We start from the raw sequence: 19,729 nt of genomic DNA, 5'->3' as shown, positions 1-19,729 counted from the left end.
GACGTTCCTTTGAAATTTCAGAGTGCCTTGATCGTGGCTTCAAACTGTTCGGCGGCTGTCGTATCGAGATAGCCGACGCGCACGGGAAAGACGGCGCGCTTACCCGGTGCCAGCACCTGCACATTGTTCTTGGCTTTTTCGGCCAGATAGCCTTCCGGCTCGCAGGTCGAGGGCAGGGCAAAGGCTGCAACCTGCGCGTCTCCGTTCACGAGAATCCAGCGCACGGTTTTTGGGAAGATTTCGGTCGGGTAGGAAATGCCAAATCCGTCGCCCTCGGGAAGCTGCATCATCAGATGTGTGTTGCCATCGGCATCTTTCGGCAAGCCGCGAATATAGAAGACCTGCTCGGGATCGTAGCGCTCCGGTTCATCCAGCACTTCCATCGCGGCCGGGTCGGAGGCCAGTTCGTCGATCAGCGACAGGTAATCGTCGTTGGGCGTAACGTGGCCGGGAACGGCGGTGCGCACCTGCACGTGATCCGGCGTATAGGGCACCGGCTGCACGATCCGCGCGCCTTCCGCATAGGCGAAATTGACGTGGCACATATACATCAGCTCCATAGGAGCGGATGAAAGGTTCTCCACGTCCATGGTGATGTCGAACAGCGTTTCATCGGCATGAAGCCGCACGCTTGGCCGTGCCAGATAATGCGCGCCGAAGCCCATTACATATTCGTATTCGCCGGTGATCTCGACAAAGACGCCGCGCGCGTCATGACCAAAGAGAAGGCCCGCCTTGTCCATCTTTGCGCAGGCCATTTCGCCATGCAGAAGATGATTGTCCTGAGGCGAAGGACAGCCATTGCGCAGGATGCCGCTGTGGAACGCAAAGCAGCCATAGGTTTCCACGATGGTGGTTGCCGGGCGCGGCATGGAGAAGCTGTTGCCCATGGTGAGGTCCACGCCGTCGAATTCAGCCCCCCAGATCATCTGGCCCATGAAGGGCAGCACGATGATGTTGCCGCGCTCGTTCTCGACCAGCAGGGCCTCTATGCCGCTTGGATAGCGAAAGGCGGTGACGCTGAGGCCATAGGTGTTGGCGATCACATGCGGCTGCTCGACAAAATCCTGGCGGCGAAGATGAAATTCGATGTCCGGCCCGATATTTTGCATAGGGATCACCTGCCCTGATTGCGCGATGCGTTGATCGCGATGACGAGAATGAGGAAAGCGCCCCAGATGAAATCGATGAGATGGTTGGAGAACCGCATCATCTGGAAGCCGGAGGAAAGCAGCATCAGCGCCACGAGCGCGATGGCGATGCCCAGCACCCGCCCCTTGCCGCCTGCCGGATTGGTGCCCCCGAGAACGGCGATCAGCACGGCTTGCAGCAGGTAGGACGCGCCATAGTCCGACTTGGCGGCGTTGGTGCGGCCCGAGAGGATGATCCCGGCTATGGAAGCCAGAACGCCGGTGAGCATGTAGGAGTAAAGGATCATGCGCTCCTTGCGGATGCCGGCAAAGACGGCAGCCCGGGGATTGGTGCCGATCAGCATGAGATTGATGCCGAGCGTCGTGCGCGTCAGGAGAATTGCCACGACGATGCACACCGCGATGAACAGAAGGAAAGGCGTGGCGATGCCGAACAGATTGCCGTTACCGACCCAGTTCCACGCATCGGGGAAGCCGACGATGGCAGGCCCGCCGGTCAGAACCAGGGCAAGCCCCATCAGCACCTGTCCGGTGCCGAGCGTGGCGAGGATCGGCGTGATGCGCAGCCTGGCTATGAGGAGGCCGTTGACCAGCCCCGACACAAGCCCGACCAGCAGTGCGAGCAATATGCCGATGATGGTGTAGAACAGCATCCCCGAGCCGGAGGCCTGTGCCGCCTGCACCATGGAGGAGTGAAAATAAACCCCGGCCACGATGCCCGCCAGATTGGCGATGCCGACCACCGAAAGATCGATGCCGCCCGTCAGCATGGCAATCATCATGGCGACGGAGAGGATGCCCAGCTCCGGCATGATGTAGCTGATGGATTCAAAGTTGTAATAGCGCAGGAACTTGTCCGGATTCATCCAGGTCATCAACGCAAAGACCAGCACGGTGATGACGATGAGCTGGATGATATTGCTGTCTCCGCCAAGGATGCGGCGCATGTCGGAAGACTGTTTCATGTCGCTTGTCTCCTCAGGCGATGCTTTTGCGGTCACGCCATGCGGTGATGGCGGTGGCAACGATGATGATGAGACCCACCACGACGCGCTGCAATGTGGTGTCGACCTTCATGATGATGAGCGAGTTCTTGACCATGACGAGCATGAAGACACCCATCAGCGTGCCGAGAACGGTGCCGCGTCCGCCGAAGATCGACGCGCCGCCCAGAACCACGGCTGCGATCACGTCCAGCTCAAGCCCGACGAAATCACGCGGATTGGCAAGCCAGATCATCGAGGAATGCAGAAGGCCCGCGAAGCCTGCGAGCGCCCCGGCCACGCAATAGACGAAGAAGATGGTGCGGCGGGTATTGAAGCCGACGCGCTTTGCCGCTTCCGGCGATCCGCCATAGGCATAGACGCTGCGCCCGATCATCGTATAGTTGAGGATCAGGTGGATCAGCAGCGCCAGCGCCAGATAGACGAGGAACATCGCGGTCAGGCCGAAAGCCGTGCCGGAGGCCGATGTCAGCGAGATCACATCGGTCTTGCCGAATGCGATCAGTTCCTTCGGCATCTTGTTGATGTTGACGATGCTGGTGCCGACAAGGCCCAGCACCAGTCCGCGCACGATGGAGCCTGTGCCGAGCGTGACGATCAGCGGGATCATCTTGAAGCGATGGATGATCAGGCCGTTGAAAGCGCCGAGCAGCAGGCCGATCAGCGTTGCCGCGACGAAGGGAATGAACACGCCGTCATAGCCGAGATAGACCATGGCGCGGACTGTCAGATACATGGCCGCGATGGCAAAGGCGGTGAAGGAAACATCGATGCCGCCGGAAATCATCACAAGCAACACACCGAGCGCCATGATGCCGATCACGACATTGGAACGCAGGAGGCCGAAGATATTGTCCAGCGACCAGAATGCCGGATTGATGAGGCCGATAATGACCATCGCCGCGAACAGGACGCAGGCAATGATGAATTCGGTACTGCGGAAGAATTTCATTTGCCGGCTCCTCAATTCAGCGTCTTGAGCCGGTCGTTGACGGCATCTTCGGTCATGGTTTCACCGGAAAGCTCATCGACGAAACGCCCGCGATGCATCACCAGCACACGATTGCAGTTCTGCACCAACTCGGGCACGTCATCGGAAATCATCAGGACGGCGAGCCCTTCATCGCGCGCGAGCTTGCGGATGATGTTGTGGATCTGCGCCTTGGAGCCGACATCGACACCCACGGTCGGCCCATTGAGGATCAGCACCTTGGCGCCGGTCAAAAGCCAGCGCGCCAGCACCACGCGCTGCGCATTGCCGCCCGACAGGTGGTTGACTGGCGTATGCGGGCCGGGGGCCACGATGTGCATTGCCGAAAACATGTCGCGGGTCGTGGTGTCCGCCTTCGCGCGGTCTATGAAAAGGCCGCGCACGAATTTCTCGATCGAGGTCACGATGATGTTGCGCTCGATCGATTGCGTCAGGAACAGGCCTTCCGTCAGGCGGTCTTCCGGCACATAGGCGACGCCGCAGGCGATCCCTTCCTGCACGGTTTTCGGGTGGACCTGCCTGCCGTCGATACGCACGGTGCCGGTGAAATCCGGCTTCATGCCGAAGAGAGCCAGCGCGAGCTCCGTGCGGCCCGAACCGATCAGCCCGGATATGCCGACGATCTCGCCTGCATGGAGGGTGAGGCTGGCATTGTCCACGGAACCGGGAACGGAGAGATTGGCGATTTCCAGCGTCGGATTGGCCGAAGCGCCTTCACGCGGGGTCCAGTGATAATGGTCCGATGTGAGTTCCTGGCCGGTCATGGCGCGTGTGATCGACGGCTCGTCGAAATCGGAAATCGGGCCTTCGGCAACTTTCCTGCCGTTGCGGAAGACGGTCAGCCTTTCGCTTATTTCCAGCATCTCGCGCATCTTGTGGCTGACGAAGAGCACCGCGATGCCCTGCGTCTGAATATCGCGCACGATCCTGAACAGCGCGTCCACCTCATGCCGCGTCAGTGCGGTTGTCGGTTCGTCCATGATGATGAGCCGGGCGTCGGCCATGACGGCGCGCGCAATCGCCACGATCTGCTTGCCGGAAGTGGGCAGGCTGTCCACATCCGCATCGAGGTCGATGCTGACGCCAAGCCGGTCCAGTGCCTTCTGCGCCAGTTCGCGCACCCGCTTCCAGTCGACGCCCTTGCGGCCTTCGATCAGAAAAGTATTGATGGCCAGATTTTCGGCAACGGTCAGGTTCCCGAACAGCGAGAAATCCTGATAGATCACCTGGATGCCATGATGAACCGACTTGACGGGATCGAGCTTGCCGACAGGTTTGCCGTCGATCAGTATCTCGCCGTCTTCCGGCGTGTAGACGCCCGACATGACCTTGATGATGGTAGATTTGCCGGAGCCGTTCTCGCCTGCCAGACAGTGGATTTCGCCGGGCTTGATGGCAAAGGAAACGTCGTCCAGCGCCCTGACGCCACCGAAACGTTTCCCGATATGGCGCAGTTCGATCAGGTTTTCACTCATGAGGGGCCTCGTGCAAGGCTGGAATGCGATTGGCAGGGTGGGAGGGGCATGAAGCTCCTCCCGTCAAGCGCGTTTCGATATGATTGAATCAGATCGGCGCTCCATATGTTTGTTTAGACGCGCATCTATTCCGAAAACCGTTTCACACTTTTCGGGATGCGCTCTAAACATCCATGGATATCAGAAGTCGTACTTATCCATGTTTTCCTTGGTCACACCGACCCAGCCTGCGCCATAGAGCAGGTTCGGCTTGGCGGCATCCGGCGCCAGCAGGCTTTCATAGCCCGGCAGACCCAGATTGAGACCGGCCTTGATCTGGTCGTTCTTCTTTTCAAGCGCTGCGACGGCCAGCATGTTCATGGCATAGCCTGCAACGGCAGGGTCCCAGAACTGGATGTACTGAATGTCGTCATTCTTCAGATATTCGCCAGCCACCGAAACGAGGCCCGTGCCTGCGAAGAAGACCTTGCCCTTGAGACCGCCTTCGGCGATCAGGCGTCCGGCTCCGGCAGAGGTCGGCATCGGCGCGCCGAGAATGCCCTTGATGTCCGGATAGGCGGTCATCGCTTCCTTGAGCTTGTTATAGTCGGTGTTGGCGTCGTCATAGGTTTCGAGGCGGCCGGTTGCCTCTGCCATTTCCGGGAAATTCGCCTTCTGGTATTCGACGGCACCGTCGATCCATTCCATCTGCGACTTGGAGGTCAGGCTGCCTACGGTCGTGACATACTTGCCCTTGCCGCCCATCGACTTGCCCAGTTCCTTCATGAGGTTGGCGCCATAGGCCTTGTTGTCGAAGGCTTCGATGTCGTAGTCGACGTTCTGGATGTTGGATGCTTCATGGCTGATGACCACGATGCCGCGCTCGCGCGCCTTCTTCAGAACCGGCTCCACTGCTTCGACCGAGAACGGCACGATGGCAATAGCGTCAACGCCCTGCGCGATCAGGTTTTCGACAATCTGCACCTGTGCCGCGGCGTCCGCCTGGCTCGGGCCGACCATCCAGACGTCATTGCCGGTATCGGCCTTGAACTGGTCCACGCCATCGCGCATGCGGTCGAACCATGCAATGCCGTCCACCTTCACGACCGTCGCGATGGTGTACTTCTTGTCATTGGCCGTGGTGATGAGTTCCTTGTTGATCTTCGACGTATCAACGACGCCTTCCGCGAAAGCGTGCGGAACGGCAACGGACATGGCAATCGCCACGGATGCTAGAAATTTTTTCACCGGTTTTTCCTCCCTGGGAATTCCTTGGCCGTCTGCCTCGGTGGCTCCGACAGGCTCAACTGTTGCTGCGCCGGTGCACCCGGAACGGTGGGTGCACCGGCGTTCTCCTCCATGCCCGGCTTCCCGGCCGGGCGAAAATCAATCTGTTTTCCCGCCTGTTTGACGCTGCGAACCGAATTCTGTCCGGCGCGCGCAAAACCCTGTTGTCATATCCTCCCGACAATGCGAATTATAATGTTATAATCCGATCATTATGTTTGGATCGTTTCACATTTATGTTCGGCCTGTCAAGATCGAAGGATCGTAATTGCGTGAAATGTGAGGGACGTATAAACGGATGAGCAGACTGCAAGAATTGGGGACAGTGTGAGCAGAATCAGCCGAAAAGAAGAGCGCATCGCTGAACTGGCGGCATTGGTCGATGAAGTCGGCGTGCTTCGTCTGCGCGATGCGGCAGCGCGCCTCGGCGTTTCGGAAATGACGATCCGCCGCGATATAGGCAGCGACGGCGCAGCGCTCAATTGTTTGGGTGGTTACATTATCCCCACACAAGACGGTGCCAACGGCGATTATGTCTTCGATTTTGAAAAGGACAGCCATGCCGGCGCGAAAGCGCAGGCTTGCGCCGCAGCCGCTGCTTTGATCGAACCCTATGATACGGTTTTCATCGATTGCGGCACGACGATGCCGCATCTTGCTCACCGCATTCCGCAGAACCAGCACATCACCGTCGTCTGCTATGCGCTCAACATCGCCGAAATCCTGTCGCAGCGCGGCGATGTGCGCCTCATCGTTCTGGGCGGGCTTTACCACCCGGAGGCGGCATCGTTTTCGGGCGATGAGGGGATCGATGTGCTGAAGCGCGTCAACATCAACAAGGCTTTTCTGTCCGCCGGCGGGGTCGATGAACAGCACGGGGTCACGTGCTCGCACTTCCACGAAGTGCCGATCAAGCAGATGGCCATGCAACGCGCCGTCGAGAAACATCTTGTCGTCGACAAGAGCAAATATGGCAAGGTCCGTGCCGCCCGTTTCGCGGGCATGGCTGATTTCACCTCGATCGTCTCGGGCTAGCTCAACCTTCCCGCTTCAACAGACCTTCCAGGAATGTCCGGAACGCCTTCACCGCGCGCTTTGACGTGGCTTCGGGATCGTCGGAATTGGCGATCCACTGCGCCGCGCTGCTGCTTGCCGCGTTGATCAGCCGTGCGGCGGCTTCCGCGTCGATATCGATGATGACGCCTTCCTCGCGCAAGGCATCGAGGCTTGTGGTGATCGTGCGGATGCAGCCATTGGCGCTCGGCCAGCAGGACGGATCGCCAAACACCGCCGGTCCGTCGCGGAACATGATGCGCTGGATTTCAGGTTCCAGCGCCATTTCGATATAGGCGACATTCTCGTCGACAAAGCCCTGCCAGCGGTTGGGCGCCTTCGCCGAAATCGTGCACAGCCGCGCGGCCATCTCGCAATCGATTTCGTTGATCACGGCCTGCAGAAGACCCTTCTTGTCGCCGAAATGATGGTAAAGCGCGCCCCGCGTCAGTCCGGCGGAGGCGGTAAAGTCATCCATCGAAGCTTCGGCATAACCAACGGTGCCAAATGCCTTGCGGCCCGCAGCCATCAGCTTCGCCCTTGTTTCGGCAATCATTTCGCTGCGAGGTTTACGCATCGTCGCTCCATTTATTCAGATACGCTGCGTATATTAGTTGACATACGCCGCGTATCAATTATTTAATTAACATACGGACCGTATGCAAGTGATGCAATTTCCCCTTTCAAGGACCCACTCCGATGTCCAATCCATATAGAGAGATTTTCAGCGCGCCCGGCGCTGTCGGCTTTTCGGCGGCTGCATTCTTCGCCCGTCTTCCCATTGCGATGGCGCCTGTCGGCATTGTAGCCATGCTCGCGCAGACCCATGGCGAATATTGGCTGGCGGGCGCGGTCTCCGCCACGTTCGCGCTGACGAATGCATTTGTGTCGCCGCAGATTTCGCGCCTTGTCGACCGTTACGGACAAAGCCGCATCGTCATGCCCGCCACCATCGTTTCGGTGATAGCCTTCGTCTTCCTGCTTATAGCTACAAATCAGGGCTGGGCGAACTGGACCCTGTTCGCCTCGGCGTTCTTTGCCGGCGTCATGCCCAGCATTCCCGCAATGGTGCGGGCAAGATGGACTGAAATTTTCCGCAATCGTCCCGAGCTGAACACCGCTTTCGCGTTTGAATCTGCGGCTGATGAGCTGGTCTATATTTCCGGTGCCTCCCTTTCCGTGGCCCTGGCGGTTTCGCTGTTTCCCGAAGCTGGAATGCTGATCAGCACGGCCTTCCTCGCCGTGGGGACGGTTGCCTTCCTCCTGCAGCGTTCCAGCGAGCCGCCGATTCGTGCGCTCGACCGGAACAACCCGCAACGCTCCGCCATCTGGTCTCGTCCCGTTCAGATCATCACGCTTGCTCTCATCTTCGTCGGCTCGACCTTCGCGACGGCTGAAGTCAGCGCCGTGGCGATCACGCGTGAGCTTGGCGAGCCCGGCGCCGCCAGCATCGTCATCGGTGTCTATGCCATCGGTTCGTTTCTTGTGGGGATAACGCTTGGCGCATTGTCGATCCGCATTCCATTGCAGCGCCAGTTGCTGATCGCCGTCAGCGTCCTTGCCCTGACTGCGCTGCCGCTGCCCTTCGCCGGTACATCGACCGCGCTTCTGGCAACGGCGGTGTTCGTCAGCGGTGTTGCGATTTCCCCGACATTCATCACGGCCTTCGGCCTGATCGAACGCCGCGTGCCCGAGGCGATGCTGACCGAAGGCATCACCTGGGTCATGACTGGCATTGGCATCGGCATGGCGCTGGGCGCCTTCGTTTCCGGCTGGGTGGTCGACAATTTCGGCGCCGGGAACGGCTTCTGGGTTTCGGTCGTGGCGAGCCTCAGCGCAATGGCCGTCGTCGCGCTTGGTCAGGCCAGCCTTTCCGCTGCGACGGAAACCGCCGAATGCGATGCTCTATGCGCTGCCGAAGCGGCAGAATGACGCCATAAGGACGAGCGGGTAATGCCCGCTCGTCAATCTCCATAGATACGCTCTTCCATGGGCGTGGAAGCGATCAGCCCCCTCAGTCCGGCAAGCATGGCCTTCTCGGCCTTATTGAGATTGGTTTCCGGATTGTGGATCAGGAAAACATCGATGGCGGGCGGGTTTTCATAGGGTGGCAGTCGCCAGAGAAGACCGTCATCGATCTCGCGCCGGGCCACGTGCAGCGGCAGCGGGCCGATGCCAAGGCCGGTGATGATCATGCGGCGCACTTCCTCAAGGCTCGATGACGTGCCGACCACCTCCGGCGAAAGCCGCGCCTCGCTGCGGAGCAGGGCGACAGGTCGCAGCGCGTCGGCAATATGGTCGGTCTGGAACGACACGGACGGCTCGCCCTTCAGGTCGGCGAGCGTCAGCCCCGACTGGCCGAACATGCGATGGCGGGGGCCGCAGAAAAAGCCGAAGAACTCCCGATAGACCATCGTGTAGTCGAGCGCCGGATCGCGATTGCTTACCAGCCCCAGACCGAAAGAGGCGCGCTTCTCGCGCACCAGCCGGGCGACTTCGGTGCTGGCGGATACGTTGATCGTCAGGGTCGCGCGCGGATGCTGTTCGTGAAAGAGCGCAAGCGCCTGATCGAAGATAGGCGAGATAATGTGGCTCGCAACCGATATGGTGACATGGCCGGTTACATCGTCTCCCACTCCGCGCACCAGCTGCGGCAATTGGGAAATGGCGCCGAAGACCTCGATGCTCTGCTCATAAAGAAGCTTGCCGACTTCCGTCAGCTCAAAATGGGTGGCATCCCGCTCCACCAGCCGCTGGCCGATGCGGTCTTCCAGACGGCGCAAGGCATTGCTTACGCTCGGCTGTTTGAGGTTGAGGCGTTCGGCTGCGCGGGTGATGCTTTTCACCTCCGCGATCACCACGAAACTGCGCAGCAGGTTCCAGTCCAGATCCCAGACAAGGCGCTCGGGCCTATGTAACGACATGGCTTTATCCATTCATGAAATCTATGCAATCCATTCCCATTATCTATTTGCGAAATGAATCCATAAAAGCAATCATGAATATTGAGGGGCAGAAACAAGCCTCAAGAAAAACAAACAAGAGGAAGTCGGGAACAAGATGTTTAACAGATTCACGGGTTTCATTGCCGCTGCCGCGATTGCCGCCATCGCAGTTTTTGCAGTTGCGCCCGCACAGGCGGATGATCTTGAAAAGATCAAGGCATCGGGAGAACTCAAGATCGCCATGAGCGGCCAGTATCCGCCGTTCAATTTCGTCAATGAGAAGAACGAGGTCGTGGGCTTCGATGCGTCCATCGGTTCGGCCATTGCCGAACGCATGCAGTTGAAGCCGCAGCTCATCACCACCGCCTGGGACGGTATCGTCGCGGGTCTCCGGGCGGGCAAGTTCGACACGGTGGTCGGCTCCATGACGATCACGCCGGAGCGCGAGAAGGCGGTGGACTTCGTCGGCCCCTATTATCACGCGGGCCGCGCGGTTTTCGTGAAGGAAGATTCTGCCGTGCAGAAGCTCGATGATCTCAAGGGCAAGACGCTGGGCGTGACGCTTGGCGAAACCCACGAGAAATGGGCGCGTGAGCAGGGCGGCTGGACCATCCGCACCTATAAGGGCCTGCCGGAACTGATGCTGGAGCTGAATTCGGGCCGCGTCGACGCCATCGTCGTCGATAATATCCCGGTCATGGTGGCGATCAAGGAAACCGGGCAGAAGGTCCGCAAGCTCGATACGCCGGACATCGAAGGCGGCAGCGTCGCCATCGGCATCGCCATCCGTAAGAACAATCCGGAACTGAAGGCAGCGATGCAGAAGGCTCTCGACGAGATCATGGCCGACGGCACCTACGAGAAAATCTCGATGCAGTGGATCGGCAGCGACATCCGCTGACATGCCGTCATCCCGGCCCGGCAATTGCCCGGGCCGGCTGAGAACCGATTGACCGGAGTTTTCCGATGGATTTTGCGTTGATGCAGCGCGTCCTCCCGTTTTTTCTGGAGGCGGCATGGGTGACTGTGCAAATTTCCGCGCTGGCCCTGATCCTTGGCCTTGTGGTGGCTGCAATACTCGGGGCGGGCCGCCTTTCCCGCTCCCCCATTCTGCGCGGGCTGGCGGCGGCCTATGTCAGCGTCTTTCGCGGCACGCCCTGCCTGGTGCAGCTCTTCATTCTCTATTTCGGCGGCCCGCAGGTGGGCATCAATCTGGAGCCGTTTGCCGCCGGTGTCATCGGGCTCGGGCTGAATATCGGCGCCTATATGTCGGAATCGATCCGCGGCGCGATTCAGAGCGTTGATCGCGGACAGACGGAAGCCGCGCGCTCCATCGGTTTCGGACGCGGCCAGACCATGCGTCTCGTCGTGCTGCCGCAGGCGGCGCGGCTGATGATCCGCCCGCTTGGCGTCAACGCCATCGCTCTTTTGAAAGGCTCGGCGCTGGTTTCCACCATTTCGGTGGTCGAGCTGACCTATACCGCGCAGCGCTTTATCGGCTCGACCTACAAGCCGTTCGAGATTTTCGGCGTCGCCGCCATTCTCTACATGATCATCATCTATGTCGTGGCGCGCGGGGTCGATCTTCTCGACAAGCGCTTTGCGGCGCAGTGAGGGAGGACTGGATGCAGGCTCTCGATTTCAGCATCGTCACTCCCTATACCGATCTGCTTCTGACAGGCCTCTGGTGGACGCTGGTTCTGACCGTGGCTTCGGCCTTCCTGAGCTTCGTGCTCGGCATCGCTTTTGCGCTGGTGGTGCTCTATGCGCCCGCAATCCTCGCCTGGCCGGTGCGGATCTTCATGTGGCTGTTCATGGGAACGCCGCTTCTGCTGCAACTGTTCCTGATCTATTTCGGGCTGGTGCAGATCGGCATCGATATTCCGGCCCTTGGCGCGGGCATCATCGGCCTCAGCCTGCATTTCGCGGTCTATAATGCCGACATCATCCGCGCGGGCATCGTGGCTGTCGATCCCGGCCAGATGGAAGGCGCCCGTTCCATCGGTTTCAGCCACGGACAGGCCTTGCGCTATGTCGTCATTCCGCAGGCGATCCGCAACACCATCCCGCCGATCGGCAACAACATGATCGTTCTTCTGAAGGACACGTCGCTGGTTTCGATCATCGGCATTGCGGAACTGGTGCACAGCGCCCAGCTTGCCATCAGTGAAACCTTCAGCCCGTTTGAATTCTATATCACCGTCGCGGCCATCTATTACGTGGTCAATCTCGTGCTCGAGGCTGGCCTGCGGCGCATTGAAAGAAAAGTGGAGGTCACGCGATGAGCAGCTCCAAATCGGCACAACCGATGGTCGAAGTGAAGGGCGCCCGCAAGGCCTACGGCGCGCTGGAAGTGTTGAAGGGCATAGACCTTTCAGTGGCGCGCGGCCAGATCGTTGCCATCATCGGCCCCAGCGGTTCCGGCAAGAGCACGCTCCTGCGGTCGATCAACCATCTGGAAACGCTGAATGGCGGCGAGGTCTGGCTGGACGGCGTGCAGGTCAACCAGCCGCTGGCAGGGCAGGCGTTCGAAAAGCACATCAATGCGGTGCGCCAGCAGATGGGCATGGTGTTCCAGCACTTCAACCTGTTCCCGCACCTGACCGTGCTGGAAAACATCACGCTCGGCCCGATCAAGCTGAAGGGCATGGGCAAGGACGCGGCGCGCACGCTGGCGCTGGAGCTTCTGTCGAAGGTCGGGCTTGCCGACAAGATCGACGTCTATCCCTCGCGCCTGTCGGGCGGGCAGAAGCAGCGCGTGGCAATCGCGCGTGCGCTCGCCATGCAGCCGAAGGTGATGCTTTTCGACGAGGCGACTTCGGCGCTCGACCCAGAACTGGTGGACGAAGTGAATGCCGTCATGAAACAGCTTGCCGCCGAACATATGACGATGCTGATCGTCACGCACGAGATGCGTTTTGCAGGCGAGGTTGCCGACCGCATCCTGTTCATGGATGGCGGCGTGGTCGTGGAAGAAGGACCGCCGGACCAGATACTCAGCAACCCGGTGCAGGAGCGTACCCGCTCCTTCCTCAAGAAATATCTGGCTACGTGAGGTGTCGGCATGAGCGAGAGAAATAACGAGTTTGCGAATTTCGGGGAGTTTCCCGATTTCGGGCTGACCCCGGCGCAGCGCCGCGAGGCTGTCCTCGGCCATTATTACGAATATCCCGGCATGGACGGGCCGCGCGGCGAAATCTGGTGTTATACCGACGCCTATTCCTATCTGCCGGGCGCGACGGTTCATCTGCAGGTAAGTGCGACCGCGCAGCGTTTCGACATCGAAATCGTGCGGGACGGCGCAGTGGAAACGCCGGTATTCTCAAAACGCGGGATCGACTGCAAATGGCAGGATACACCGGCGCAATGTTCGGTCGTCGGCTGCGGCTGGGAAACGACATTCGCCGTCAGGACGGATGAGACCTGGCCCTCCGGCGCTTATCGCATCACGCTGAGGGCGCATGGCAATGACGGCCAGCCCATCCATTGCCATCACCTGTTCATCCTGCGCCCTGCGGCGGGGCGCAAGCCGGGCCGTATCCTGCAGGTTGCCGCAACCGGCACATGGACGGCCTATAATACCTGGGGCGGCTCCAACCATTATCAGGGGATTACCGGGCCGAATGGCGATCAATATGCGACGACGGTGAGCATCGAGCGCCCGTTCTGCCGTGGCTTCGCCCTGCTGCCGCCCGATGCGCCGCGCGTGCCGCTGGAAATCGTCACGCCCCCTGCCGCGCCCCCGCGCTATCCGCACATGGAATGGGCCTATGCCAATGGCTATTCCAAGAAATATGCCTCGTCCGGCTGGGCAAGCTATGACAGCCTGTTCTTCCGCTGGGCCGAACGGGAAGGCTATGCGGTCGATCTCGCAACCCAGCATGAGCTGCATTTCGCGCCGGAAATCCTCGACGGTTATGACTGCGTGGTCTTCGTCGGTCACGATGAATACTGGACATGGGAAATGCGCGATGCCGTCGACAATTACGTCGATGGCGGCGGTCGTGCGGCGCGTTTTGCCGGCAATTTCATGTGGCAGACCCGGCTAGAGGACAATGGCAAGCGGCAGACCTGCTACAAATACCGTGCGCGCGCCGAAGACCCGGTCTATCGCTCCGCCGATCCGCGCCGCACCAGCGGCTGCTGGGAAGCGGCGGAAACCGGACGGCCTGCCGCAGAGACATTCGGCCTCAACGCCTTGCGCGGGCTTTATGTCGGCTGGGGCGGCTGCGCCCCGCGCGGCGTGCGCGGTTTCCCGGTCTATCGTCCCGAACACTGGGCCTTTGCAGGAACCGGCATCTATTACGGCGATCTTCTGGGTTCGGAAGGCCATGCCTTCGGCTACGAGGTCGATGGACTGGATTATGTGATCCGTGGCGGATTGCCGGAGCCGGAGGAGGGCAGCGGTGCCCCTGACGGGTTGCAGATTCTGGCGCTCGGCATTTCGTCTCTCAAGGAGGAAAGCGCGGATATCCCGGCCGACGACCAGTTCCTTTCCGACGCCGATGCAAAATTCGTGGCCGATACGCTGATTGGCAACGATGGGGATGCAGCCGTGGAACGCATCAAGCGCGGCTGCGGCATGATCGTCAATTTTCCACGCGGCAAGGGCGAGGTCTTCCACGCCGGAAGCTGCGAGTGGGTAGCGGCCCTCAAGCGCGGCGACCGCATGGTCGAGCGCGTGACCGCCAATGTTCTCAACCAATATCTCAAGCGCTGACAGAGTAACGCCATGCTCAACACAAATGCACAGAACGAACGCCCGGCATCCCATCTTTTCTACCAGTCGCGCCTGCGCAGACCGCTGGTGGATCGCGCCGAGGGCATCTACATCTGGGATCAGGACGGACGCCGCGTCATCGACGGATCAAGCGGCGCGATGGTGGTCAATATCGGCCATGGCAATCGCAACGTGCTCGATGCCATGAAGGAGCAGATGAACCGCGTGACCTTCGCCTATCGCCTGCATTTCGAAAACGAACCGGCGGAAGATCTGGCGCGCATGGCCGCCGAGCGGATGCCGGAAGGTCTGGACAAGATTTTCTTCGTTTCCGGCGGATCGGAAGCGGTCGAATCCTGCATCAAGCTCGCGCGCCAGTGGGCGGTTGCGACCGGGCAGGGCAAGCGCTGGAAAGTGATTTCGCGCTTTCCATCCTATCACGGCGGCACGCTTGGGGCGCTCGCCGTCACCGGCTATGCGGCTCTGAGCGAACCTTTCGCGCCCATCATGCGCGAAATGCCCAAGGTTCCGGCGCCGACCGCCTATCTCGATCGCGACAATCTCTCGATGGAACAGCGCGGACAGAAATATGCCGACATGCTGGAGGAACGGATTCAGGAGGAAGGCCCTGAAAGCGTGCTCGCCTTTATCATGGAGCCGATCGGCGGAGCGTCCACGGGCGCGCTGGTCGCGCCCGACAGCTATTATCCGCGCATCCGCGAAATCTGCGACCGTTATGGCATCCTGCTGATCCATGACGAGGTGATGAGCGGCGCCGGGCGCACCGGCAAGTTTCTGGGCGGCGACCACTGGAACTGCAAGCCGGACCTGATCGCGCTTTCCAAGGGCTTTGCCTCCGGTTATTGCCCGCTGGGCGCGATGGCAGCGCCGGGGCGAATCGTGCAGCCGGTTCTGGACGCGGGCGGCTTCCTGCATGGCTTCACCTATGCCGGCAATCCGCTGGCCTGCGCGGCGGGCAAGGCGGTGTTGCAGGAAATCGATCGTCTCGATCTGGTCGGCAATGCTGCCCGCATGGGCGATGCGCTGAAGGGCGAACTGGAAGGGCTTGCAAAGCGCTTCCCCTTCATCGGCGATATGCGCGGCAAGGGCCTGCTGCTCGCTGCCGAATTCGTTTCCGACCCTGAAACCATGAAGCCGCTGCCGAAAGAGCTGAACGCCCATCAGCGCATGGTCGATCTCGCCTATGAGCGCGGGCTGATCATCTATTCGCGCCGCACACGCGGCGGCGTCGAGGGCGATCACTTCCTCGTCTGCCCGCCCATGATCGTCAGCCGCGAACAGGTCGGCGAGATCACCGACATCCTCGGCGATACGCTGGAGGTTCTGGCGCGTGAGCTCAAACTGCCCGTGAATGCGTAAGGAAACCGGATCATGACCGACAAGAAGAAAATGCGTCGCAAGGTGATCATCACCTGTGCGGTGACAGGTTCCGTGCACACGCCGTCCATGTCGCCGCATCTGCCGGTAACGCCCGACGAGATTGCGAGCGAAGCCATTGCGGCAGCGGAAGCGGGCGCGTCGATCCTGCATCTGCATGCCCGCGACCCGCGCGACGGCAGGCCTTCCGCCAATCCGGACCTGTTCATGCAGTTCCTGCCGCGCATCAAGCAATCGACATCTGCCGTGGTGAATATCTCCACCGGCGGCTCGTCGCTGATGACGCTGGAGGACCGGCTGGCCGCGCCGCTCCGGGCAGAGCCGGAAATGTGCTCGCTCAATATGGGTTCGATGAATTTCGCGCTATTCCCGGCACTCGACAAGCCGCGCGAGTGGAAGCATGCGTGGGAGCCGGAACTGCTCGAAGCGACTCGCCATTCGATCTTCAAGAACACTTTCGCGGACATGGAAGGCATTCTGACCAGTCTCGGACAGGGCTGCGGCACGCGCTTCGAGTTCGAATGCTACGATGTCGGCCACCTCTATTCACTGGCGCATTTCCGCGACCGGGGTCTGGTGTCGGGCCATCTGTTCATCCAGTTCGTCTTTGGTGTTCTGGGTGGCATCGGAGCCGATCCGGACAATCTCATGCATATGAAGCGGATTGCCGACAAGCTGTTCGGGGACGACTATTCCTTTTCCGTGCTGGCGGCGGGGCGGCATCAGATCCCGATGATCACCATGGCGGCCGCCATGGGCGGCAATGTTCGCGTCGGTCTGGAAGACAGCCTTTATGACGGGCGGGGCCAGCTTGCCAAAAGCAATGCCGATCAGGTGCGGCGCATACGCGGCATCCTCGACGGCCTGTCGCTGGACGTTGCGACGCCCGAGGAGGCACGCGAATATCTGGGACTCAAAGGCGGAGATAGGGTGGCATTCTAGAGCATGTCTCCCGCAAAGACATGCGGTCAAACAATCAGATAGAGAGCTTCCAATGATTCAATCAAGACAGGAAATGCTCTGATGCCGAAAATCGTGTTGGAGAGCAAAAGGCGCATCATCGTTCGTCTGGGCGAACCCGCCGATGCCGAAATGATCCATGAGGCGATCCTTATCATGGGCGAGGGGCTTGGCGCTGCCGACAGGATTTCCAGCACGGTCGAGGATTTTCGCCGTTACGGTTTCGGCCCCTATGCGGCATTCACCAGCCTGATTGCCGAGGTGGACGGGGCATTTGCCGGGCTCGCCCTGTTCTTCCCCATCTTCTCGACATGGTACGGCAAGCCCGGCGTCTACGTGCAGGACCTCTATGTCGATGAAGCCTTTCGCGGCAACGGGATCGGCGAAGTGCTTCTGCGCCATGTCGCCTCTTGGTCGATGGCGCGGGGCGGCGTCTATCTGCGGCTGGCCGTGGACCGGGACAATATTGCAGCACAGAGATTTTATGAGCGGCTCGGTATCGGCTGGATCGAATCCGACCGCGATCACGGCGCCTATGGCGAGGATTTCACCCGCCTGGCGCGCATCAATCAAATCAGGGAGCAGTCATGAAAGCCTTTTACGCCGTCGAGCAGAAGCGTCACGACCCAAAAGCCTTTCTTTCCAGCGGCGCGCCGCAGCCAAACCCCGAACAGCCGGAGCGTGTTGAACGTCTGCTCGCCGGTGCAAAGGCCGCAGGCTGCGAGATCATCCGTCCGCAAAATCACGGCCTTGGCCCGATTGCGGCCGTGCATACGCCGGAATATCTGGAATTCCTTCAGCACATCCATGCCCGCTGGCGGCGTATCGAAGAGGCGTCGGAAGAGGTGATCCCCAACATCCATCCGCTCGCGCGTGACGGCCGCTATCCCGCGTCCGCCGTGGGACAGGTCGGCTATCACATGGCCGATACGGCCTGCCCGATTGCCAAACACACGTGGGAAAGCGTGTGCTGGAGCGCGTGGAGCGCGGTCGATGCCGCCGATGCGGTGCTTGCAGGGGAAGTTGCGGCCTATGCGCTCTGCCGTCCGCCGGGGCATCATGCCTTTGCCGATGTGGCGGGCGGCTTCTGCTTCGTCAACAATTCGGCGGTCGCGGCAGAGCGTCTGCGCTCCAGGGCCCGGCGCGTGGCGATCCTCGACGTCGATCTTCATCACGGCAACGGCACGCAGGGCATTTTCTATTCCCGCCCCGATGTGCTGACCGTCTCCATCCATGCCGATCCGGTGCGTTTCTATCCATTCTTCTGGGGCCACGCCGACGAACGCGGCGAAGGCGCGGGGCTTGGCTACAATCTCAACCTGCCGCTGCCGCGCAAATCCGGCGACGCCGAATTCCTCGCCTCGCTCGACACGGCCTTCCGCCGCATCGAAGCCTTCGCGCCCGATGCGATTGTGGTCGCACTCGGCCTTGACCCGTTTGAGGGCGACCCGTTCGGCGGGTTGTCGGTGACCACCGGCGGTTTCGGACGCATCGCCGAAGCAATCGCGAAGCTGCGGTTGCCAACCGTCATCGTGCAGGAAGGCGGCTATCTGTGCGATGCGCTGGGCGATAATCTCACGGCCTTCCTCGGCGGCTACCGGTCGGTGGCGCGATGAGCGGTCTTGTTACCTTTGTCGGCGTCGCGCATCCGTGGATGTGCGATGTCATGGGGCATATGAATGTTCGGCATTATGCCGGGATGTTCGACGATGCGAGCTTTCAACTGCTTGGCCACATCGCAGGGAAAATTCCCGATGACACATTCGGCTGGGCGGATGTGCGCTCGACAACCGAATACAAGCGGGAAGTGCCAGCAGGGGACCTGCTGACGATCCATTCGCAGGTGTTGAAAGTCGGACGCTCGTCGATCACGTTTCGGCAGACGATGGCGGGTTCGCTCGACGGCGAACTGCGCGCGGTCAACGAAGTTAGCTCTGTATATTTCGACAAGGTTGCACGGCGTTCAGCCGAACTTGCACCCGACATGCGCGTGAGGGCCGGGAAGCTGCTGGCGGATCAACCGGCCTGCTGACATGAAAAATCCAGCACGCTTTTCGTGCAGTCGCATTGAAGGTCGCGCAACAGGCCATCCTTGAGGCCATAAATCCAGCCGTGCACGACGATCTCCTTGTTCTGTTTCCAGGCCGATTGCAGAACCGGCGTGCGCGACAGGCTTTCCACCTGCGAGACGACGGTCAGCTCGCAAAGCCGGTTCAGGCGTTCCTCGGGATCGGCAAAGCGGTCCAGTTCCTGCTCATGGGTCTGCGCGATATCGCGTACCGGCTGCAGCCAGTTGTCGATGATGCCGTGGCCATAACCGGCCATGGCGGCGCGCACGCCGCCGCAACCGTAATGGCCGCAGACGATGATGTGCCTGATCTCCAGCACCTCGACCGCAAATTCGAGCACCGACAGCAGGTTGAGATCGGCGCGATGGACGAGGTTGGCGACGTTGCGGTGCACGAACACCTCGCCCGGCTGCAATCCGGTGACGACATTGGCCGGAACGCGGCTGTCGGAACAGCCGATCCAGAGATATTCCGGGCGCTGCATCGAGGACAGACGGCTGAAATATTCGGGATCTTCCCGGCGTTTTTCCGCGGCCCACTGCCGGTTATGTTCGAAAAGGTCTGATAGCATGAACCCGTCTCATCCGGATGATCTTCATTCTCGGACATAGACGAATATAGAAGTACAGTATTTGATGCCGATCAAGCAGGACCTGCTTCGGCAGTGGAAGGAGCGGGCCGGATGCCCGCTCCCTCT

At 60.3% G+C, this 19,729-nt stretch carries 20 protein-coding genes; 12 read left to right on the top strand and 8 right to left on the bottom strand.

Features of this window, described 5'->3' with window-relative positions; translation table 11 throughout:
* Positions 1-17: 17 nt before the first annotated feature.
* The 5 genes from ABWW28_RS02775 to ABWW28_RS02755 all read right to left on the bottom strand — a co-directional run bounded on the left by ABWW28_RS02775 (position 18) and on the right by ABWW28_RS02755 (position 5,848).
* On the bottom strand, positions 18-1,112 hold the full coding sequence (locus ABWW28_RS02775) for an aldose 1-epimerase family protein (protein WP_006472054.1): 1,095 nt from the start codon (positions 1,110-1,112) through the stop codon (positions 18-20).
* Positions 1,113-1,117: 5 nt separating this feature from the next.
* Positions 1,118-2,116: an ABC transporter permease gene (locus ABWW28_RS02770; RefSeq protein WP_006472055.1), complete on the bottom strand. Its 999-nt coding sequence runs from the start codon at positions 2,114-2,116 to the stop codon at positions 1,118-1,120.
* 13 nt (positions 2,117-2,129) lie between these two features.
* Positions 2,130-3,107, bottom strand: coding sequence for an ABC transporter permease (locus ABWW28_RS02765; protein WP_176588000.1), 978 nt, complete (start codon positions 3,105-3,107; stop codon positions 2,130-2,132).
* An 11-nt stretch (positions 3,108-3,118) separates the two neighbouring features.
* The gene (locus ABWW28_RS02760) at positions 3,119-4,621 is read right to left on the bottom strand and encodes a sugar ABC transporter ATP-binding protein (protein ID WP_006468303.1); all 1,503 of its coding nucleotides are present in this window, start codon (positions 4,619-4,621) and stop codon (positions 3,119-3,121) included.
* A 180-nt stretch (positions 4,622-4,801) separates the two neighbouring features.
* Positions 4,802-5,848 (bottom strand): autoinducer 2 ABC transporter substrate-binding protein, encoded by a 1,047-nt coding sequence (locus ABWW28_RS02755; protein WP_006468304.1) that lies wholly within the window; start codon positions 5,846-5,848, stop codon positions 4,802-4,804.
* 366 nt (positions 5,849-6,214) lie between these two features.
* Between ABWW28_RS02755 and ABWW28_RS02750 the strand changes: the two genes are divergently transcribed.
* Complete coding sequence (locus ABWW28_RS02750) at positions 6,215-6,922, top strand: DeoR/GlpR family DNA-binding transcription regulator (protein WP_006468305.1); 708 nt, start codon at positions 6,215-6,217, stop codon at positions 6,920-6,922.
* 1 nt (position 6,923) lies between these two features.
* Here the strand turns inward: ABWW28_RS02750 and ABWW28_RS02745 are convergent, their stop codons facing one another.
* The gene (locus ABWW28_RS02745) at positions 6,924-7,517 is read right to left on the bottom strand and encodes a TetR/AcrR family transcriptional regulator (protein ID WP_006468306.1); all 594 of its coding nucleotides are present in this window, start codon (positions 7,515-7,517) and stop codon (positions 6,924-6,926) included.
* A 122-nt stretch (positions 7,518-7,639) separates the two neighbouring features.
* Here ABWW28_RS02745 and ABWW28_RS02740 point away from each other — a divergent pair, with 122 nt between their 5' ends.
* Positions 7,640-8,872 (top strand): MFS transporter, encoded by a 1,233-nt coding sequence (locus ABWW28_RS02740; RefSeq protein WP_113342453.1) that lies wholly within the window; start codon positions 7,640-7,642, stop codon positions 8,870-8,872.
* A gap of 32 nt (positions 8,873-8,904) precedes the next feature.
* Here ABWW28_RS02740 and ABWW28_RS02735 read toward each other — a convergent pair whose 3' ends face one another.
* The gene (locus ABWW28_RS02735) at positions 8,905-9,864 is read right to left on the bottom strand and encodes a LysR family transcriptional regulator (RefSeq protein WP_021585453.1); all 960 of its coding nucleotides are present in this window, start codon (positions 9,862-9,864) and stop codon (positions 8,905-8,907) included.
* Between the two features lie 136 nt (positions 9,865-10,000).
* Here ABWW28_RS02735 and ABWW28_RS02730 point away from each other — a divergent pair, with 136 nt between their 5' ends.
* The 10 genes from ABWW28_RS02730 to ABWW28_RS02685 all read left to right on the top strand — a co-directional run bounded on the left by ABWW28_RS02730 (position 10,001) and on the right by ABWW28_RS02685 (position 18,995).
* The gene (locus tag ABWW28_RS02730; protein WP_176587999.1) at positions 10,001-10,786 is read left to right on the top strand and encodes an ABC transporter substrate-binding protein; all 786 of its coding nucleotides are present in this window, start codon (positions 10,001-10,003) and stop codon (positions 10,784-10,786) included.
* Between the two features lie 65 nt (positions 10,787-10,851).
* Positions 10,852-11,499, top strand: coding sequence for an amino acid ABC transporter permease (locus ABWW28_RS02725; protein WP_113342455.1), 648 nt, complete (start codon positions 10,852-10,854; stop codon positions 11,497-11,499).
* Positions 11,500-11,510: 11 nt separating this feature from the next.
* Entirely contained in the window at positions 11,511-12,170 is a 660-nt protein-coding gene (locus ABWW28_RS02720) for an amino acid ABC transporter permease (RefSeq protein WP_353390240.1), read from the top strand.
* 23 nt (positions 12,171-12,193) lie between these two features.
* Positions 12,194-12,940, top strand: coding sequence for an amino acid ABC transporter ATP-binding protein (locus ABWW28_RS02715; protein WP_113342536.1), 747 nt, complete (start codon positions 12,194-12,196; stop codon positions 12,938-12,940).
* A gap of 9 nt (positions 12,941-12,949) precedes the next feature.
* Positions 12,950-14,605: a N,N-dimethylformamidase beta subunit family domain-containing protein gene (locus ABWW28_RS02710; RefSeq protein WP_113342456.1), complete on the top strand. Its 1,656-nt coding sequence runs from the start codon at positions 12,950-12,952 to the stop codon at positions 14,603-14,605.
* A gap of 12 nt (positions 14,606-14,617) precedes the next feature.
* Positions 14,618-15,985 carry an aminotransferase family protein gene (locus ABWW28_RS02705; RefSeq protein WP_353390236.1) on the top strand — a complete coding sequence of 456 codons (1,368 nt, stop codon included), beginning with the start codon at positions 14,618-14,620 and terminating at the stop codon, positions 15,983-15,985.
* A 12-nt stretch (positions 15,986-15,997) separates the two neighbouring features.
* Positions 15,998-16,945: a 3,5-dioxohexanoate:acetyl-CoA acetone transferase gene (gene kce / locus ABWW28_RS02700; RefSeq protein WP_112669352.1), complete on the top strand. Its 948-nt coding sequence runs from the start codon at positions 15,998-16,000 to the stop codon at positions 16,943-16,945.
* An 81-nt stretch (positions 16,946-17,026) separates the two neighbouring features.
* Positions 17,027-17,554 (top strand): GNAT family N-acetyltransferase, encoded by a 528-nt coding sequence (locus ABWW28_RS02695; RefSeq protein WP_176587997.1) that lies wholly within the window; start codon positions 17,027-17,029, stop codon positions 17,552-17,554.
* Complete coding sequence (locus ABWW28_RS02690) at positions 17,551-18,579, top strand: histone deacetylase family protein (RefSeq protein WP_176587996.1); 1,029 nt, start codon at positions 17,551-17,553, stop codon at positions 18,577-18,579. Before ABWW28_RS02695 ends, ABWW28_RS02690 begins: the two co-directional genes overlap by 4 nt.
* Entirely contained in the window at positions 18,576-18,995 is a 420-nt protein-coding gene (locus ABWW28_RS02685; RefSeq protein ID WP_113342460.1) for an acyl-CoA thioesterase, read from the top strand. The genes ABWW28_RS02690 and ABWW28_RS02685 overlap by 4 nt, the downstream gene beginning before the upstream one ends.
* Here ABWW28_RS02685 and can read toward each other — a convergent pair.
* Entirely contained in the window at positions 18,980-19,603 is a 624-nt protein-coding gene (gene can, locus ABWW28_RS02680; protein ID WP_113342461.1) for a carbonate dehydratase, read from the bottom strand. The two genes, ABWW28_RS02685 and can, sit on opposite strands and share 16 nt — an antisense overlap.
* Between the last annotated feature and the right edge of the window lie 126 nt (positions 19,604-19,729).

This window comes from Brucella sp. NBRC 14130, from assembly GCF_040371715.1.
Classification (GTDB): domain Bacteria; phylum Pseudomonadota; class Alphaproteobacteria; order Rhizobiales; family Rhizobiaceae; genus Brucella; species Brucella intermedia.
The sequence above is the reverse complement of the archived record's forward strand: the minus strand, read 5'-3'. Positions and strand labels throughout refer to the sequence as shown.

Coding starts and splice junctions, on each gene's coding strand:
- ABWW28_RS02715 (WP_113342536.1), top strand. CDS start 12,194: ATGGTCGAAGTGAAGGGCGCCCGCAAGGCCTACGGCGCGCTGGAAGTG.
- ABWW28_RS02730 (WP_176587999.1), top strand. CDS start 10,001: ATGTTTAACAGATTCACGGGTTTCATTGCCGCTGCCGCGATTGCCGCC.
- ABWW28_RS02760 (WP_006468303.1), bottom strand. CDS start 4,621: ATGAGTGAAAACCTGATCGAACTGCGCCATATCGGGAAACGTTTCGGT.
- ABWW28_RS02740 (WP_113342453.1), top strand. CDS start 7,640: ATGTCCAATCCATATAGAGAGATTTTCAGCGCGCCCGGCGCTGTCGGC.
- ABWW28_RS02725 (WP_113342455.1), top strand. CDS start 10,852: ATGGATTTTGCGTTGATGCAGCGCGTCCTCCCGTTTTTTCTGGAGGCG.
- ABWW28_RS02745 (WP_006468306.1), bottom strand. CDS start 7,517: ATGCGTAAACCTCGCAGCGAAATGATTGCCGAAACAAGGGCGAAGCTG.
- ABWW28_RS02770 (WP_006472055.1), bottom strand. CDS start 2,116: ATGAAACAGTCTTCCGACATGCGCCGCATCCTTGGCGGAGACAGCAAT.
- ABWW28_RS02710 (WP_113342456.1), top strand. CDS start 12,950: ATGAGCGAGAGAAATAACGAGTTTGCGAATTTCGGGGAGTTTCCCGAT.
- can (WP_113342461.1), bottom strand. CDS start 19,603: ATGCTATCAGACCTTTTCGAACATAACCGGCAGTGGGCCGCGGAAAAA.
- ABWW28_RS02720 (WP_353390240.1), top strand. CDS start 11,511: ATGCAGGCTCTCGATTTCAGCATCGTCACTCCCTATACCGATCTGCTT.
- ABWW28_RS02705 (WP_353390236.1), top strand. CDS start 14,618: ATGCTCAACACAAATGCACAGAACGAACGCCCGGCATCCCATCTTTTC.
- ABWW28_RS02775 (WP_006472054.1), bottom strand. CDS start 1,112: ATGCAAAATATCGGGCCGGACATCGAATTTCATCTTCGCCGCCAGGAT.
- ABWW28_RS02735 (WP_021585453.1), bottom strand. CDS start 9,864: ATGTCGTTACATAGGCCCGAGCGCCTTGTCTGGGATCTGGACTGGAAC.
- ABWW28_RS02685 (WP_113342460.1), top strand. CDS start 18,576: ATGAGCGGTCTTGTTACCTTTGTCGGCGTCGCGCATCCGTGGATGTGC.
- ABWW28_RS02690 (WP_176587996.1), top strand. CDS start 17,551: ATGAAAGCCTTTTACGCCGTCGAGCAGAAGCGTCACGACCCAAAAGCC.
- ABWW28_RS02695 (WP_176587997.1), top strand. CDS start 17,027: ATGCCGAAAATCGTGTTGGAGAGCAAAAGGCGCATCATCGTTCGTCTG.
- ABWW28_RS02765 (WP_176588000.1), bottom strand. CDS start 3,107: ATGAAATTCTTCCGCAGTACCGAATTCATCATTGCCTGCGTCCTGTTC.
- kce (WP_112669352.1), top strand. CDS start 15,998: ATGACCGACAAGAAGAAAATGCGTCGCAAGGTGATCATCACCTGTGCG.